The sequence below is a fragment of the Allobosea robiniae genome, from assembly GCF_900102525.1.
Taxonomy (GTDB): Bacteria; Pseudomonadota; Alphaproteobacteria; order Rhizobiales; family Beijerinckiaceae; genus Allobosea; species Allobosea robiniae.
In genome coordinates this window covers 444,746-458,928 of the sequence record NZ_FNBZ01000002.1, presented here as the reverse complement: position 1 = coordinate 458,928, position 14,183 = coordinate 444,746, and the positions used below count along the sequence as shown (strand labels likewise).

Annotated in this window: 14 protein-coding genes; 4 read left to right on the top strand and 10 right to left on the bottom strand. The window is 66.9% G+C overall.

The features are described from left to right. Positions 1-40 precede the first annotated feature (40 nt). Positions 41-886, bottom strand: a complete 846-nt coding sequence (locus BLQ70_RS07845) for an AAA family ATPase (RefSeq protein ID WP_091856513.1) — start codon at positions 884-886, stop codon at positions 41-43. A 217-nt stretch (positions 887-1,103) separates the two neighbouring features. Between BLQ70_RS07845 and BLQ70_RS07840 the strand changes: the two genes are divergently transcribed. Continuing rightward, on the top strand, positions 1,104-2,897 hold the full coding sequence (locus BLQ70_RS07840; protein WP_091856512.1) for a cation:proton antiporter domain-containing protein: 1,794 nt from the start codon (positions 1,104-1,106) through the stop codon (positions 2,895-2,897). Here BLQ70_RS07840 and BLQ70_RS07835 read toward each other — a convergent pair. Both BLQ70_RS07835 and BLQ70_RS07830 read right to left on the bottom strand, forming a co-directional pair. Further along, positions 2,833-3,942 carry a glycosyltransferase family 4 protein gene (locus BLQ70_RS07835; RefSeq protein WP_091856511.1) on the bottom strand — a complete coding sequence of 370 codons (1,110 nt, stop codon included), beginning with the start codon at positions 3,940-3,942 and terminating at the stop codon, positions 2,833-2,835. The genes BLQ70_RS07840 and BLQ70_RS07835 overlap by 65 nt on opposite strands. Beyond that, entirely contained in the window at positions 3,942-4,772 is an 831-nt protein-coding gene (locus BLQ70_RS07830; RefSeq protein ID WP_091856510.1) for a UDP-2,3-diacylglucosamine diphosphatase, read from the bottom strand. Before BLQ70_RS07830 ends, BLQ70_RS07835 begins: the two co-directional genes overlap by 1 nt. 126 nt (positions 4,773-4,898) lie before the next feature. Here BLQ70_RS07830 and BLQ70_RS07825 point away from each other — a divergent pair, with 126 nt between their 5' ends. From BLQ70_RS07825 to BLQ70_RS07815, 3 genes are all read left to right on the top strand, one after another. Further along, the gene (locus BLQ70_RS07825; protein WP_091856509.1) at positions 4,899-5,678 is read left to right on the top strand and encodes an SDR family oxidoreductase; all 780 of its coding nucleotides are present in this window, start codon (positions 4,899-4,901) and stop codon (positions 5,676-5,678) included. 123 nt (positions 5,679-5,801) lie between these two features. Then, complete coding sequence (locus tag BLQ70_RS07820; RefSeq protein ID WP_091856508.1) at positions 5,802-6,725, top strand: DMT family transporter; 924 nt, start codon at positions 5,802-5,804, stop codon at positions 6,723-6,725. Positions 6,726-6,813: 88 nt separating this feature from the next. Beyond that, positions 6,814-7,434: a helix-turn-helix domain-containing protein gene (locus BLQ70_RS07815; protein ID WP_061966859.1), complete on the top strand. Its 621-nt coding sequence runs from the start codon at positions 6,814-6,816 to the stop codon at positions 7,432-7,434. Here the strand turns inward: BLQ70_RS07815 and BLQ70_RS07810 are convergent. From BLQ70_RS07810 to lysM, 7 genes are all read right to left on the bottom strand, one after another. Next, the gene (locus BLQ70_RS07810) at positions 7,412-8,047 is read right to left on the bottom strand and encodes an HAD-IA family hydrolase (protein ID WP_091856507.1); all 636 of its coding nucleotides are present in this window, start codon (positions 8,045-8,047) and stop codon (positions 7,412-7,414) included. The two genes, BLQ70_RS07815 and BLQ70_RS07810, sit on opposite strands and share 23 nt — an antisense overlap. Before the next feature lie 19 nt (positions 8,048-8,066). Then, on the bottom strand, positions 8,067-9,008 hold the full coding sequence (locus tag BLQ70_RS07805) for a c-type cytochrome (RefSeq protein ID WP_091856506.1): 942 nt from the start codon (positions 9,006-9,008) through the stop codon (positions 8,067-8,069). Positions 9,009-9,191: 183 nt separating this feature from the next. Next, the gene (locus BLQ70_RS07800; RefSeq protein ID WP_061966857.1) at positions 9,192-9,623 is read right to left on the bottom strand and encodes a c-type cytochrome; all 432 of its coding nucleotides are present in this window, start codon (positions 9,621-9,623) and stop codon (positions 9,192-9,194) included. A 131-nt stretch (positions 9,624-9,754) separates the two neighbouring features. Next, the gene (locus BLQ70_RS07795) at positions 9,755-12,064 is read right to left on the bottom strand and encodes a xanthine dehydrogenase family protein molybdopterin-binding subunit (protein WP_091856505.1); all 2,310 of its coding nucleotides are present in this window, start codon (positions 12,062-12,064) and stop codon (positions 9,755-9,757) included. A 101-nt stretch (positions 12,065-12,165) separates the two neighbouring features. After that, entirely contained in the window at positions 12,166-13,125 is a 960-nt protein-coding gene (locus tag BLQ70_RS07790) for a DUF3829 domain-containing protein (RefSeq protein WP_091856504.1), read from the bottom strand. A gap of 52 nt (positions 13,126-13,177) precedes the next feature. Continuing rightward, complete coding sequence (locus BLQ70_RS07785; RefSeq protein WP_091856503.1) at positions 13,178-13,495, bottom strand: rhodanese-like domain-containing protein; 318 nt, start codon at positions 13,493-13,495, stop codon at positions 13,178-13,180. Positions 13,496-13,641: 146 nt separating this feature from the next. Beyond that, positions 13,642-14,082 (bottom strand): peptidoglycan-binding protein LysM, encoded by a 441-nt coding sequence (lysM, locus tag BLQ70_RS07780; RefSeq protein ID WP_061966853.1) that lies wholly within the window; start codon positions 14,080-14,082, stop codon positions 13,642-13,644. Positions 14,083-14,183 lie beyond the last annotated feature (101 nt).

The window sequence follows — 14,183 nt, the reverse complement described above, 5'->3', positions numbered from 1 at the left end:
AGAGAACCTAGCGATGCTGGAGCCGATTTGCGAGGGGCGCTCAGCGACTCTCCCGCCGCGTCATGAAGGCGAGCTTCTCGAACAGCGAGACGTCCTGCTCGTTCTTGAGCAGCGCGCCGTGCAGCGGCGGGATCAGCTTGCGCGGGTCGCGCTCGCGCAGCACCTCCGGCCCGATATCCTCGGCGACGAGCAGCTTCAGCCAGTCGAGCAGCTCCGAAGTCGAGGGCTTCTTCTTCAGGCCGGGCACCTCGCGCACCTCGAAGAACAGGCGCAGCGCTTCCTCCATCAATCGCTTCCTGATGCCGGGGAAATGCACCTCGACGATCTGTTGCATCGTCTCGGCATCGGGAAAGCGGATGTAGTGGAAGAAGCAGCGGCGCAGGAACGCATCCGGCAATTCCTTCTCGTTGTTGGAGGTGATGATCATGACCGGCCGCTGCGCCGCCTTGATGGTCTCCCCGGTCTCGTAGACATGGAACTCCATGCGGTCGAGCTCGAGCAGCAGATCGTTCGGGAACTCGATATCGGCCTTGTCGATCTCGTCGATCAGCAGCACCGGCCGGACGGGCGCGACGAAGGCCTCCCAGAGCTTGCCGCGCTTGATGTAGTTGCCGATCTCGGAGACGCGGGGGTCGCCGAGCTGGCTGTCGCGCAGGCGGCTCACCGCATCATATTCGTAAAGGCCCTGCTGCGCCTTGGTCGTCGACTTGATGTGCCAGGTGATCAGCGGAGCGCCGAGCGCAGCCGCGATCTCCTCGGCCAGCACCGTCTTGCCGGTGCCTGGCTCGCCCTTCACCAGCAGCGGGCGCTCCAGCCGGATCGCGGCATTGACGGCGACGGTGAGATCCTCGGTCGCGACGTAGTTTTCGGTGCCGGCAAAACGCATGGACGGTCCTTCTGAGCCAATGCCGGGACGCTAGCCCATCCTTTGCGGGCGCGGAAACCGCTTTTTTCGCCCGCGGCACCTGAGCACCCCTGCCTAAAGGCTCGCGCCGCAAGGCGAATTTCTTTCCGCCGCAGCGATTCCAAGGTTGTGCTGCGCCGCCGCAAACCGCAAGAATTGCCGACGCATCCCGCAAGCCCCGAATCGCAAGGTCAGTCCTTTGGCCGGAACAGTCGACCCTTCCGTCTACAAGGATGCCGTCGTCGTGCTCGCGACGGCCGGCGTGGTCGTGCCGCTGGCCAAGAGCCTCAGGGTCAACTCGATCATCGCCTTCGTCGCCTGCGGCGCCCTGCTCGGCCCGTTCGGCCTTGGCGGCCTGGTCTCCAAGCTTCCGCTGCTGAGCACGATCACCGTCTCGAATGCCGAGGCGTTGGCCGGCCCGGCCGAGCTCGGCGTCGCCTTCCTGCTTTTCGTCATCGGGCTGGAACTCTCCTTCGAGCGCCTGATGACGATGAAGCGCCTGGTCTTCGGTCTCGGCCTTGGCCAGGTCGGGCTCTGCGCCGCCGCGATCGGGCTTGCCGCCTATGCACTCGGCCAGCCGGCCGCGGCAGCCCTCATCATCGGCTTCGGCCTCGCCCTGTCCTCGACGGCGATGGTCGTCGAATTGCTGGCGGCGAAGAAGCGGATGACGACTTCGGCCGGCCGCTCCAGCTTCGCGATCCTGCTCTGCCAGGACCTCGCGGTCATCCCGCTGCTCTTCCTGATCAGCGTGCTCGATGCCCAGAACGGCTCGGGCTCGCTGCTCGCCGGTCTCGCACAGGCCTTCATCCAGGCCTTCGCGGCCATCGCGACCATCGTCGTCATTGGCCGGCTGGCGCTGCGTCCGCTATTTCGTCTGGTCGCCTCGACCGATTCGACCGAGAGCTTCATGGCGGCGACGCTGCTGGTCGCTCTCGGAACCGGCCTCATTGCCGCGGCCGCCGGCCTGTCGATGGGGCTGGGCGCCTTCATCGCCGGGCTGCTGCTGGCCGAGACCGAGTTCCGCCGCGCGATCGAGGTCACGATCGACCCGTTCAAGTCGCTGCTGATCGGCGTCTTCTTCCTCACCGTCGGCATGGGCGTGAACCCGGCCGATATCGCGGCTCATCCCTTCGCGATCCTCGGCGGGGCGCTCGGCCTCGTCCTGGTCAAGGGAGCCATCATCTTCGTGCTGGCACGCCGCTTCCGGCTGGCGACGGCGACCGCGCTCGAAACCGCGATCCTGGTCGCGCCCGGCGGCGAATTCGCCTTCGTGCTGCTCAATGCCGCGACCGGCGCTCAATTGATCGATCCCGCCGCCACCAGCATCGTGCTCGCCGCCGTCTCGCTCACCATGGTCGCGCTGCCGCTGCTGGCCCGGATCGCCCGCAATCTCGGCCAGAAGCTCGCGGCCCCGGTCACGCTTCCCGATGAGGCGGCCGTGCTGCCGCCGGACGACCGGGCGCCGCGCGCCATCGTCGTCGGCGGCGGGCGCGTCGGCCGCCTTGTCGGCTCGATGCTGGACGAGCACGGCAAGTCCCACATCGTCATCGACTCCGATGCCTCGCTGATCACCGCGCAACGCCGCGCTGGGCGCCCCACCTATTACGGCGACGCGACCAAGCCGGAATTTCTGCGCCTCTGCGGCCTGGAGGAAGCGACCGCGCTGATCGTGACGATCGACAATTCCCGCGCCGTCGATGCCATCGTCCTCGCCGCCCGCTCGCTACGCCCCGACATCGTCATCGTCGCCCGCGCCCGCGACGCCGCCCATGCCCGCCATCTCTATGAGCTCGGCGTGAACGATGCGGTCCCCGAAACCATCGAGGCCAGCCTGCAATTATCGGAAGCGGCGCTGGTTGGGCTCGGCGTGCCGATGGGCCTCGTCATCGCCTCGGTCCATGAGCGGCGCGACGGCTTCCGCGCCCAGCTCAAGCCGTCAGGCGCCGCGGCAGCCCGCGCCCTTCCCCGCCACGCCCGCTCGCGAAGGCTGTAACCGCGGCGGTCGAGCCTTCGGCCTCGCGCGGCAGGTAGCCGGCCTCGCGCGCCACGCGCCGGATATGGCCGTAGAACTGCGCGGCACTCGCTGCCCAGCTATGGCGGGCTGCCAGCTCCAGACAGGCCGCGCGCGGCACCCTGAGCGCCTGCATGGCAGCACGGCGCAGGTCCTCGTCGAGCACGGCCGCACCGCTGCCGGCGAAGACATCGCGCGGCCCCTGGACCGGAAAGGCGGCGACCGGCAGCCCGCTCGCCGCCGCTTCCAGCAGGACGATGCCGAAGGTATCGGTCAGGCTCGGGAAGACGAAGACATCGGAGGACGCGTAGATTCCGGCCAGTTCCTCGCCCTCCTTCAGGCCGAGGAAGCGGGCCTCGGGAAAGGCGCGCGCGAGATCGGCCCGCGCCGGCCCGTCGCCGACCACGACCTTGCTGCCCGGCAGCGTGAGCGACAGGAAGGCCTCGACATTCTTCTCGACCGCGACGCGCCCGACATACAGAAAGATCGGCCGCGGCAGGTCGAGCAGACTCTGCGAGCGCGGATGGAACAGGCTGAGATCAACGCCGCGCCCCCAGCGCACCAGATTCTCGAAGCCGTGCTGGCGCAGCTCCTCTTCCACCGTCCCGGTCGAAACCATCACCGCAGCGGCCGGGCCATGGAAGCGGCGCAGCAGCCGGTAGCTCCAGCTCTCGGGGATCGGCCAGCGCGCCGCGACGTATTGCGGAAAGCGCGTGTGGTAGCTCGTCGTGAACGGCCGCTTCTCGGCAAGGCAGGCCGCCCGTGTCAACCAGCCGATCGGCCCTTCGGTCGCGATATGGACATGGTCGGGCGCGAAATCGGCGATGCGCGCGGCGAGCGCCCGGCGCGTCGCCAGCGCCAGACGAATATCGGGGTAGCTGGGCAGGCCGACCTGATGGAACCCTTCCGGCGTCAGCGTTCGCGCCGTGATGCCGAGCCCGGGCGCCGCCGCGATCATCTGCTCCAGCGAGCGCACGACGCCGTTCACCTGGGGCCGCCAGGCATCGGTCGCGACCAGGACGCGCATCACGCGGCCTCGATCAGGTCCCGGACCGGAGCCGGGCGCGCCGGCATCGAAACCGGCTCGGCAGGCGTCGTCTTCATCCGCCCCTGCGGCCAGCGGATCAATTCGAAGCGGCCATCTTCGTGCTCGACGAAGGCGGTGCAGCTTTCGACCCAGTCGCCGGTATTGATATAGGTGAGGCCGTCGATCTCGCGCTGGGCGGCATGGTGGATATGGCCGCAGATCACGCCGTCGGCCTTGTGGCGGCGCGCCTCGACGGCAAGGCAGCCCTCGAACTCGCCGATATAGTTCACGGCGTTCTTGACCTTGGCCTTCGCCCAGGCCGAGAGCGACCAGTGCGGCAGCCTGAGCACGCGGCGCACCCGGTTGATCGCCATGTTGAGCGCCAACGCGACGGTGTAGGCCCAGTCGCCCAGCAGCGCGAGCCATTTGGCATTGCGCACCACGAGGTCGAACAGGTCGCCATGGATGACGAGCAGGCGCTTGCCGTCGGCCGTCTCGTGGACGATCTCGTCGACCAGCGTGATGCCGCCGAACTGCAGGCCGGTGAAGTCGCGCAGGAAATCGTCGTGGTTGCCGGTGACGTAGATCAGCTTCGAGCCCTTGCGGACCTTGCGCAGCAGCTTCTGGATCACGTCGTTATGGGTCTGCGGGAAGTACCAGCCGCTCTTCAGGCGCCAGCCGTCGATGATATCGCCGACGAGATAGATCTGCGGCGCATCATAGGCGCGCAGGAACTCCAGCACGAGATCGGCCTGGGCTCCGCGGGTGCCCAGGTGCAGATCCGAGATGAAGATGCTGCGGACCCGCTTGCTGTTATCCTCGTCGCTCATGCCGGAAAGCCCCTGCTGCTGCGATGCGAGGGCCGTGTGTCTGATTTGCGTTGCGCTTTGATGACGGCGCGACCGATCCGTGCTCAGGGTAAGCCACGAACACCTCGCCTCTGATCGGAGACCATCATGGATCTGGGAATTGCCGGCCGCACGGCCATCGTCTGCGCCTCCAGCAAGGGGCTGGGCCGCGGCTGCGCCGAAGCGCTGGCCCAGGCCGGCTGCACCGTCGTGATCAACGGCCGCGACGCCAAGACGCTCGAAGCCACCGCCACCGCGATTCGCGCCGCGACCGGCGCGACCGTCATCGCCGTCGTCGCCGACGTCTCGACCAGGGCCGGCCAGGACGCGCTGCTGGCAGCGGCGCCCAACCCCGACATCCTCGTCAACAACAATGGCGGCCCGCCGCCCAAGCCCTTCCGCCAGGTGACGCGCGAGGGGCTGCTCGAAGGCGTCGTCCAGAACATGGCAACCCCGCTGGAGCTGGTGCAGCGCGTCATCGACGGCATGGTCGAACGCGGCTTCGGCCGGATCATCAACATCACCTCGGCGAGCGTGGTGACCCCGCTGACCGGGCTCGACGTCTCCTCGGCTGCGCGCGCCGGCCTCACCGCCTTTCTCTCGGGCGTTGCCCGCGAGGTCGCGCATGCCAATGTCACCATCAACAACATCCTGCCGGGTGTGTTCGACACCGACCGGATCAAGACCGCGACCAACAAGGTCGCCGAGATGCAGGGCATCAGCATCGAGCAGGCCACCAAGAACCGGCTCGCCGCGGTACCTGCCGGCCGCCTCGGAACGCCCGACGAGTTCGGCAAGCTCTGCGCCTTCGTCGCCAGCGTCCATGCCGGCTACATCACCGGCCAGAACTTCCTGATTGACGGCGGTTCTTTCCGCGGCACGTTCTGAGGGCGGTCCCACGCCAATGACCTAGCCGGGTTGCGACGTTCACGCTTCGCTTCCCGGCTTCGACATGATCTAAGAAGCGAACGGTTTCGCTCGAAACCATCCCAAGCTCCTCGGCCGCGCGCTTTGTCCCCTCTTCTCGGCATCACCCTCAAGCTGGTCTCGGCGCTGGCCTTCACGCTGATGTCGGCCGGGATCAAGTCGATCTCGACGCGCTATCCGACCGGCGAGATCGTCTTCATCCGCTCCTTCTTCGCGATGATCCCGCTGCTCATCTGGCTGGCTTGGCGCTCCGAGCTGCCGGCTGCCCTGAAGACCGACAACCTGCGCGGCCATCTCAAGCGCGGCATCATGGGCTCGACCGGCATGTTCTGCGGCTTCGCGGCGCTGCAGTTCCTGCCGCTCTCGGAGGCCGTCGCGATCGGCTATGCCGCTCCGCTGGCCGTCGTCGTGCTGGCCGCGCTCGTCCTCAAGGAGCGCGTGCGGATCTATCGCTGGAGCGCGGTGACGATCGGTTTCGTCGGCGTGCTCATCATGCTCTCGCCGCATCTCGGCGCCGGCGCTCATCCGGTCGGCAGCAATGCCGCGCTTGGAGCCATGCTGGGCCTGGCCGGCGCCTTCTGCTCGGCCTTCGCCTCGATCGAGGTGCGCCTCCTGACCTCGACCGAGCGCACCGGCGCCATCGTCTTCTACTTCATGCTGCTGACCAGCCTGCTCGGCCTCTCGACCATCCTGCTCGGCTGGAACATGCCGGACCTCCAGGATGCGGCGATGATGGTCCTGATCGGTATCCTCGGCGGTCTCGGCCAGATCCTGATCGTCCAGGCCTATCGCTACGGCGACGCCTCGCTGATCGCGCCCTTCGAATATTCGACGATGCTCTGGGCGGTTGCGATCGGCTGGTTCTGGTTCGGCGAATGGCCGGCCCTGGCGATCCTGATCGGCGCGACCATCGTCATCGCCTCGGGCATCTACGTAATCCTGCGCGAACGCCAGCTCGGCCTTGCCCGCCGCGAGCAGCGCGAAGTCGGCCCCAGCCGCATGACCTGACGGCATCGGTCGGCTCCGGCACAGTTCGCTTGTTCAAACGATCGTCCGCCGTTACAAACGATTTCACAGTCGAACAGGGGCCGGACGGATGGGAATCGAGACCAAGGAGCGCGGCGGGCGGGAGCTTGAATCCGGGGCTCAGGTCATCTCCGGCCAGCTCGGCAAGACCATCCAGCGCCTGCGCAAGGCCTACAACTTCTCGCTCTCCGACCTCGCCGAGCAGTCCGGTGTCGCCAAGTCGATCATCAGCCAGATCGAGCGCAACGAGACCAACCCGACGCTGGCGACGATCTGGCGGCTGTCACAGGCGCTCGACATCTCGATCGAGCGCGTCCTCTCCAGCGGCGAGGAAGAGCCTTTCATCGACAAGACCACCCGCGCCGACACGCCGATCCTCGTCTCCGAGGACGGCAAGCTGCGCCTTGCCATCGTCGGCTGGATCAAGACGGTCGAATGGCTGCAATGGTACGAGGTCTCGTCCGAACCCGGCGGCGAGCTCGATTCCGAGGGCCATCAGCGTGGCTCGATCGAATCGCTCTCGGTGACGTCAGGCGAGTTCGAGGTGGAGGTCGGTGACATCATCCAGCGCGCCAAGGCCGGCGAGACGCTGCGCTATCGCTGCGACCGCCGCCATGTCGTCCGCTGTGTCGGCAGCGAGCCCGGAACCGCCCTGATGGTCTGCATCCTCAAGGCCGCGGTGATGGAGTAGGCGGCGGGCGCTCCGCCGCTTCGGCCATCAGCGCAGCCAGTGGCCGGGTACCATCCCACAGGGCCGCACTCCAGCCTTCCGCGCGCGCTGCGTCGACATTCGCCTGCTTGTCGTCGATGAAGAAGATCTCATCCGGCGCAAAGCCGGATCGCGCCGCCGCGGCCTGGAAGAACTGCGCTGCGGGCTTGGCCCAGCCGAGTTCGGCCGCATAGTGCATCCCGTCGAAATGCTGCTTCAGCCCGAGCGCGTCCCAGATGTAGCGGGCGCGCTCATGCTCCTGCACGGTGGCGAGATGCAGCGTCACGCCACCGGCCCGGATCGGCGCGAGCTGCACCAGCAGCCCTTGATCGAGATGGGCATCGTTCTCGAACCAGTAGCGGATCAGCCTGTCGACGCCGAGCCCTGGCGCGATCTCGGCCAGCACCGGCCCGAGACGCTCCCGCAAGCCGGCTCGCCCGAGAATGACGTCCTGCCAATGCGGTTCGAAGAATGCCGACTGGAGCAGTGTCTTCGACAGGCCGAGATCGCGCTCGAGATGCGCCGACCAGCCCCGCGGATCGGGGTGCACGATCACGACGCCATCGACATCGACCATGACGGCCTTGAAGCGCATGCTGCCTCGCTGCGGCGCTTCAGGGCGCCTTGGCCTGCGGCCGCGCCGGCCCTTCCACCGCCGGCAGCGACTTCAGGTATTCCGCCATCGCCATCCGATCGCCCTCGGGCAACTGCGCGATATTGCGCACGACCGACGCCATCGAGCCGCCGACGCTGTCGAAATCCGGCGTGAAGCCGGTCTTCAAGAGTTCGGCAATCTCCTCCTTCGACCACTTGGCGAGACCGTTCTCCGATTGCGTGATGTTCGGCACCCAGCCCTTGCCTTCGGGATCGGGGCCGCCGGCGAAGCGGGTTGCCGGGACGATGGCGCCAAGCGCGTTGCGGTTGGAATGGCACTCGGCGCAATGGCCGGGGCCATTGACCAGATAGGCGCCGCGGTTCCAGGCTTCGCTCTGGCTCGGATCGGGCCGGAACGGCGTGCGCTCGAAGAACAGCAACTTCCAGCCGCCGACGACCCGGCGGATGTTGAAGGGGAAGCGCAGGTCATGCGCAGCCGCCTTGCCCTCGACCGGCGGCAGCGTGCGGATATAGGCGAAGAGGTCGGCCAGCGCCTTCGGCGGCATCAGCCGGTAGGAGGTATAGGGGAAGGACGGGTAGAGATGCTGCCCGGAGGGCGAGACGCCCGCCGCCATCGCATCGACGAAATCCTGCACGCCCCAGTTGCCGATGCCGTCACGCGTGTGCGGCGAGATATTGGGAGCATGGAAGGTGCCGAAAGCCGATTCCAGCGCAAGCCCGCCACCGAGCTTGAGCTTGTCGTCTTGCCCGGGCGTCGCATGGCAGGAGGTGCAGCCGCCGGCCGAAAACAGCAGCTTGCCGTTCTCGACATCCGCTGCCGGCAACGCCCCGATCTCCGGCGAGGGCGAAACCACGCGCGGGTCGGTCAGCACGTAGAAGCCCGCGAAAGCGACGGCCGCCAGAAGGACGAGGGTCACGAAAAGGCGGCGCAGCAACAGCATCGAGGTCTCCCGTCAGGACGTCCGGCAGATTGGACGGGCCGGCACTTCATCGGCAACCCTGAAATCGCAGCAATTCCAGACTGGCCCGTTTTCAACGCCCGTGAGCGGTCAAAAGCTCCCTCAGCCACGAAAAAGCGGGCGGCCGTCGCCGGCGCCCGCTTCCGGAACCGGCCGCGAAGCCGGTCACTTCTTGATGCGGTAGGCCTCGTGGCAGGTGCCGCAGTTCTTCGTGGCCGCGCCGAAGGCGGTGCGGAAACCATCGAGATTGGCGACGCTCGCGCCAGCGGCCGCATCGGTCTCGAACTTGGCGAAGGCCGCCTTGAAGCCTGCCTGATCCTCCCAGATCTTCGGAGCGGCCGTGGTCTCGCCGCCGGTCCTGGAGGAATCCGGGAACAGGGTGGGCATCTTCTTGGCCGCATCGGCATAGGTCTTGAAGATCGCCTGCGCCTTGGCGGCATCGAAGGCGGCTTCGCCCTTGGCCATCGCCGCCCCTTCGCGCGTGGCCCCGCCGACGCCCTTCATCGTCTGCTGGCGCTCCGTGATCGGGTTCGACTGCGCCATCACGGCGGTAAGGCCGAGCCCGAGGCCGGCAAGAACGAGAGCGGTGCGGATCATTCAGTTCCCCTCAAAGACAAGTCCGCGCCATCCGGCGCTGTTTTGAACTCGTCCAGATCAAACGATGATCGCAACCTAAGCCAGTCGCTTTTGCGTGAGCGGGCTTGCAGCGCCGCAAGCCCGCCCTTGCATCAAAGCCGATATCCGGCCTCCTTCAGCGCCGTGAACACCTTGAGCGGCGTCGCCGGCATGTCCATCGCCTTGATGCCGGCCGCACGGTCGAGCGCATCGACCATCGCGTTCATCACCGCCGGGCAGGCGCCGATCGCTCCGGCCTCGCCCGCGCCCTTCACGCCGATGGCGTTGGTCAGGCAGCGGACATTGCGCGTCTCGAAATGGAAGTTCGGGATGTCAACGGCGCGCGGCAGGGCATAGTCCATGAACGTCGCGGTCAGCATCTGCCCGTCCGGATCGAAGCGAATCTCCTCCATCAGCGCCTGGCCGATGCCCTGGGCCGCGCCGCCATGGACCTGGCCCTGCAGCATCAGCGGGTTCAGCGTCACGCCGAAATCATCGACGACGACATAGTTGAGGATCTCCGTGCCGCCGGTGCCGGGATCGATCTCCAGCTCGCAGACATGGGTGCCGTTCGGATAGGTCGCCTCCGGCGGCTGCCAGCTCTGGTGCACCTTGAGCATGGCCGGCGTCGCGCCCGGCAGCGCCGCGATCGCGGCGAGGTCGAGCGACTTGTCGGTGCCGACGATGCGCACCGCGCCCTCGGTGATCTCGAGATCGCCGACCGCCGCCTCGAGCTTCTCCGAGGCGAGCTGCTTCAGGTTGTCGGTGAGGATGCCCGTCGCCTTGTCGAGCGCCGCCCCTCCCACCGGAATCGAGCGCGAACCGCCGGTGCCCGAGCCGGTCTCGACCCGGTCGGTATCGCCCTGCACGACGCGGATGCGGTCCATCGGGATATCGAGATGCTGCGAGACGAGCTGCGAATAGGCCGTCTCATGCCCCTGCCCGTTCGACTGCGTGCCGATCAGCACCGTGACGGTGCCGTCCTTTTCCAGGATCACGGTCGAACTCTCCGGCCCGCCGCCGCCGCAGGCCTCGATATAGCAGGCCAGGCCGATGCCGCGGATCTTGCCGGCCTTGGCCGATGCCTTCTGGCGGGCCTTGAAGCCCTTCCAGTCGGCGACATCCATCGCCTGGCGCATATGGCCTTCGAACTCGCCGGAATCGTAGACCGGTCCGGTCTGCGTCGAATGGGGCATCTCCGTCGGCTTGACGAAATTCTGCGCCCTGACCGCTTCCGGCGCCTTGCCGGTCTCGCGTGCGATGGCGTCGACCAGCCGCTCGATCAGATAGGCCGCCTCGGGACGGCCGGCGCCGCGATAGGCATCGACGGGGGTGGTGTGGGTCAGCACGCCACGGAAGACGACATGCACGGCCGGAATGCTGTAGCAGCCGGGCGTCATCGTCGTGCCGACCCACGGGATGAAGGGCCCGTATTGCGAGAGCCAGGCGCCCATCTCGGCCGAGAGATCGACCTTCAGGCCGATGAACCGGCCCTTGGCATCCAGCGCCATCGTCGCCGTCGCGAGATTGGCGCGGCCATGCGTATCGGCGAGGAAATGCTCGTTGCGATCGGCGACCCAGCGCACCGGGCGCTTCAGCTTCTCGGCCGCGATCATCGCCAGCGGATATTCGCGATAGAGGAAGATCTTGGTGCCGAAGCCGCCGCCGACATCCGGCGTCACCACGCGGATGCGCTTGGGATCGACCTTGAGCACATAGGTCGCGATCAGGTCGCGCATGCCGTGGCTGCCCTGGCTGCCCAGGGTCAGGGTCCAGCGCTTGTCGGCCTTGTCGTATTCGGCGATGCAGGCCCGCGTCTCCATGTAGTTGGAGGCGAGCCGGTTGTTGACGACCGTCAGCGAGACGGTGCGCGCCGCCTTGGCGAAGGCCTTCTCGGTCTTCGCGCGGTCACCCTGCTCGGCTTCGAAGGCGACATTGCCCTTGCGGTCGGGCCAGACCTGCGGCGCGCCCTTTTCCAACGCCTCTGCAATGCCGGTCACGGCCGGCAGCGGGTCCCAGTCGATCGCAATGGCCTCGGCCGCGTCGCGCGCCTGCGCCAGCGTCTCCGCGACGATGAAGGCGACGGCCTCGCCGACATGGCGCACCGTGTCGGTCGGCAGCACCGGAACGGGCAAGGATTCCGACATCTCGCCAGAGGTGGTCTTCACATGCCCCTTGCACGGCAGATCGCCATACCCCGAGACATCCGCACCGGTCAGGATGAGCTTGACGCCCTTCATCTTGCCGGCCGTCTCGACATCGGCGACGGCGAAGCGCGCATGGGCGTAAGGCGAGCGCAGGACGAAGGCGTGCAGGGCACCCTCGGCTGCGATGTCATCCGTATACCGGCCGGCGCCAGTCGTCAGGCGCTGATCCTCGACCCGCCGCACCGGCTGGCCGAAACCGAATTTCATGGGACGCATGAGGCATATCCTCAGTTAGGTCTAATGAAAGACTGGAGCATAAACCGCGCCACGTCAGCCCCGGCGCACCACGCGCCGGGGCTGCGCCGCACGCATCGAACTCAACGCGACATGCGCACCGCCGTCTCCGACAGCGAAACCATGGTGTTGTAGCTGCTCACCAGCCAGTTGGCGTCGTTCGCCGCGCCGCGCCGGACATCGCCCTTGCTCTTGGCGAGCTTGTCGCTGAAATCGCGCAGCTTGCCGAGCCAGGAGCTCGCCTGGCTCTCGATGAAGGGCACGCCCTTGGGCTCCTTGTCCTTGAACGCATCCATCTCGCGGACGGCGGCGGCATAGTCGGCAATCGCGGCGTTGAAGGACTTGAGGTCGACGATCGGGCTCTCGTTGCTCGGCATCAGGTCCATCACGGCACGCGCGTTGATCATGATATTGCGCACCTGCCAGCGGGCCGACTTGCCCTCGCGCTGCTCGACCGAGGCAAGCTCGCGCTGGTCGAGCCCGCGCTTGTAGACGCGCATCAGCGCATCGACCTTGGCCCGCTCCTCGAGGAAGGTCTTCGCCGCCGGCACCATCAGCGCGTGCAGCTTCTGGCCCTCCGCGAGATTGTCGTCGCGATAGTCCTTGCGGTCGTAGTAGCGCTCGGCCCTGGTGATCAGCGGCGCCAGCTCCTGATAGGCCTTGATATAGCGGCCCATGGTCTCGTCGATCGCCGGCAGCTTCGGCTCCCGTGCCATCGCCTCCTCGGCCTTCTTGATCTCGCTGTTGACGTCGTAAAGGCTGTAGAGCCCGTAGGTGATGTAGCGCTCCTTGCCGGTCGGACCCTTCTTCATATCGACCCAGCTGTCATAGCGCTCCCAGGACTGGATCGCCCGCAGCGTGCGGTTCATCAGTCCGGTATAGGCGTTCGACTTGGTGATCGCGGCCTGGAGATCGTCATCGGCGGCCTTGCTGGCGCTGCCGGCGGGAACGGTCGCGGCGCTCTGCGCCCAGCCGGCTCCCGGAGCGGCCAGGAGCAGCGCGGTGGCGCAGGCCGCACCGTAGAAGAAAGTTCGGGTCAGCATGGTTTTATCCTTGGTCTACGGGCGGCGTGGGCGTGGATGAGGCCTCAGGGCCTCAATCCTGCTCCACCGGCTCGCCGTGCATCAGCCAGTCCTTGAAGCCGCCGGCATAGTGGCTGTCGATGTCGAGCCCCGCCGACTGGGCGAATTCCAGTGCCCGCCGCGAGCGCACGCCCGCCGCGCAGGACAACACGATGCGCTTGCCGGGCTCGTTCGGCAGGTCCGCGGGGTCGAATTGAGACAAAGGCCGCGAGACCGAACCGGGAATATGCCCGGCGGCGAATTCATGCGGCTCGCGCACGTCGACCAGAAGGATGGAGCCATCGTCCAACCCCACCTTGATGGCGTCGATATCGAGGTCGTTCACGATCATGGGCAGGCCACTCCAGCCCGGTCGGGCGAGCCGTTGAGATAGGGCGGCAATCCGGGAAACGCCACCGCTCGGCCTCGCTTCCGGGTGCCGAAAATAAAAAGCAGCCGCGGGCACGAGGCGCGCGGCTGCCTTGTCGGCGAGGCGCCTCAGCCCTTCGGCGGAATGCGCAGGACCCAGCCCGGCTGGATCAGGTCGGGATTCTTGACCGGCGGCGTGTTGGCCTTGACGATCTCGGTGTACTTGGCGCCCTGGCCCTTGCCGTAATGCTCCTCGGCGATCTTCCAGAGCGTGTCGCCCTTCTTGACCGTGTAGAACACCGCCGCCGCGGCCTCCTTGGTCACGGCGAGGTCCGATTCGACCTGGGCCACGCCCGTGGTGTTGCCGAGCGCGAGAATGATCTTCTCGGCCTCTTCCGTCGAAACGGCCTTGCCGGAGACCTTCACCTTGTCGCCGTCGATCTGGATGTTGACGTCAGCAGGCAGGCCGTGCCCGGCGAGTTCCTTCTGCAGATCGTCGGCGGTCGCCGCCTTGGCTGAGCCGCCGAATATCTTGGCGCCGGCATCCTTGATGAAACTGAACAGACCCATGAGCAAATCTCCTCGTGTCGGTATGCTATCAAGCCCTGTCGCGCCGCCCTATGCAAGCGGCTACGGAAAAGGTGTTTTGCTTGCCGGCTAGCACCAATCGC

Bases quoted from the DNA above. Each gene is read 5' to 3' on its own strand.
- BLQ70_RS07800 (WP_061966857.1), bottom strand. From the start codon at position 9,623: ATGATCCGCACCGCTCTCGTTCTTGCCGGCCTCGGGCTCGGCCTTACC.
- BLQ70_RS07845 (WP_091856513.1), bottom strand. From the start codon at position 886: ATGCGTTTTGCCGGCACCGAAAACTACGTCGCGACCGAGGATCTCACC.
- BLQ70_RS07830 (WP_091856510.1), bottom strand. From the start codon at position 4,772: ATGAGCGACGAGGATAACAGCAAGCGGGTCCGCAGCATCTTCATCTCG.
- BLQ70_RS07805 (WP_091856506.1), bottom strand. From the start codon at position 9,008: ATGCTGTTGCTGCGCCGCCTTTTCGTGACCCTCGTCCTTCTGGCGGCC.
- lysM (WP_061966853.1), bottom strand. From the start codon at position 14,082: ATGGGTCTGTTCAGTTTCATCAAGGATGCCGGCGCCAAGATATTCGGC.
- BLQ70_RS07815 (WP_061966859.1), top strand. From the start codon at position 6,814: ATGGGAATCGAGACCAAGGAGCGCGGCGGGCGGGAGCTTGAATCCGGG.
- BLQ70_RS07825 (WP_091856509.1), top strand. From the start codon at position 4,899: ATGGATCTGGGAATTGCCGGCCGCACGGCCATCGTCTGCGCCTCCAGC.
- BLQ70_RS07790 (WP_091856504.1), bottom strand. From the start codon at position 13,125: ATGCTGACCCGAACTTTCTTCTACGGTGCGGCCTGCGCCACCGCGCTG.
- BLQ70_RS07795 (WP_091856505.1), bottom strand. From the start codon at position 12,064: ATGCGTCCCATGAAATTCGGTTTCGGCCAGCCGGTGCGGCGGGTCGAG.
- BLQ70_RS07835 (WP_091856511.1), bottom strand. From the start codon at position 3,942: ATGCGCGTCCTGGTCGCGACCGATGCCTGGCGGCCCCAGGTGAACGGC.
- BLQ70_RS07810 (WP_091856507.1), bottom strand. From the start codon at position 8,047: ATGCGCTTCAAGGCCGTCATGGTCGATGTCGATGGCGTCGTGATCGTG.
- BLQ70_RS07785 (WP_091856503.1), bottom strand. From the start codon at position 13,495: ATGATCGTGAACGACCTCGATATCGACGCCATCAAGGTGGGGTTGGAC.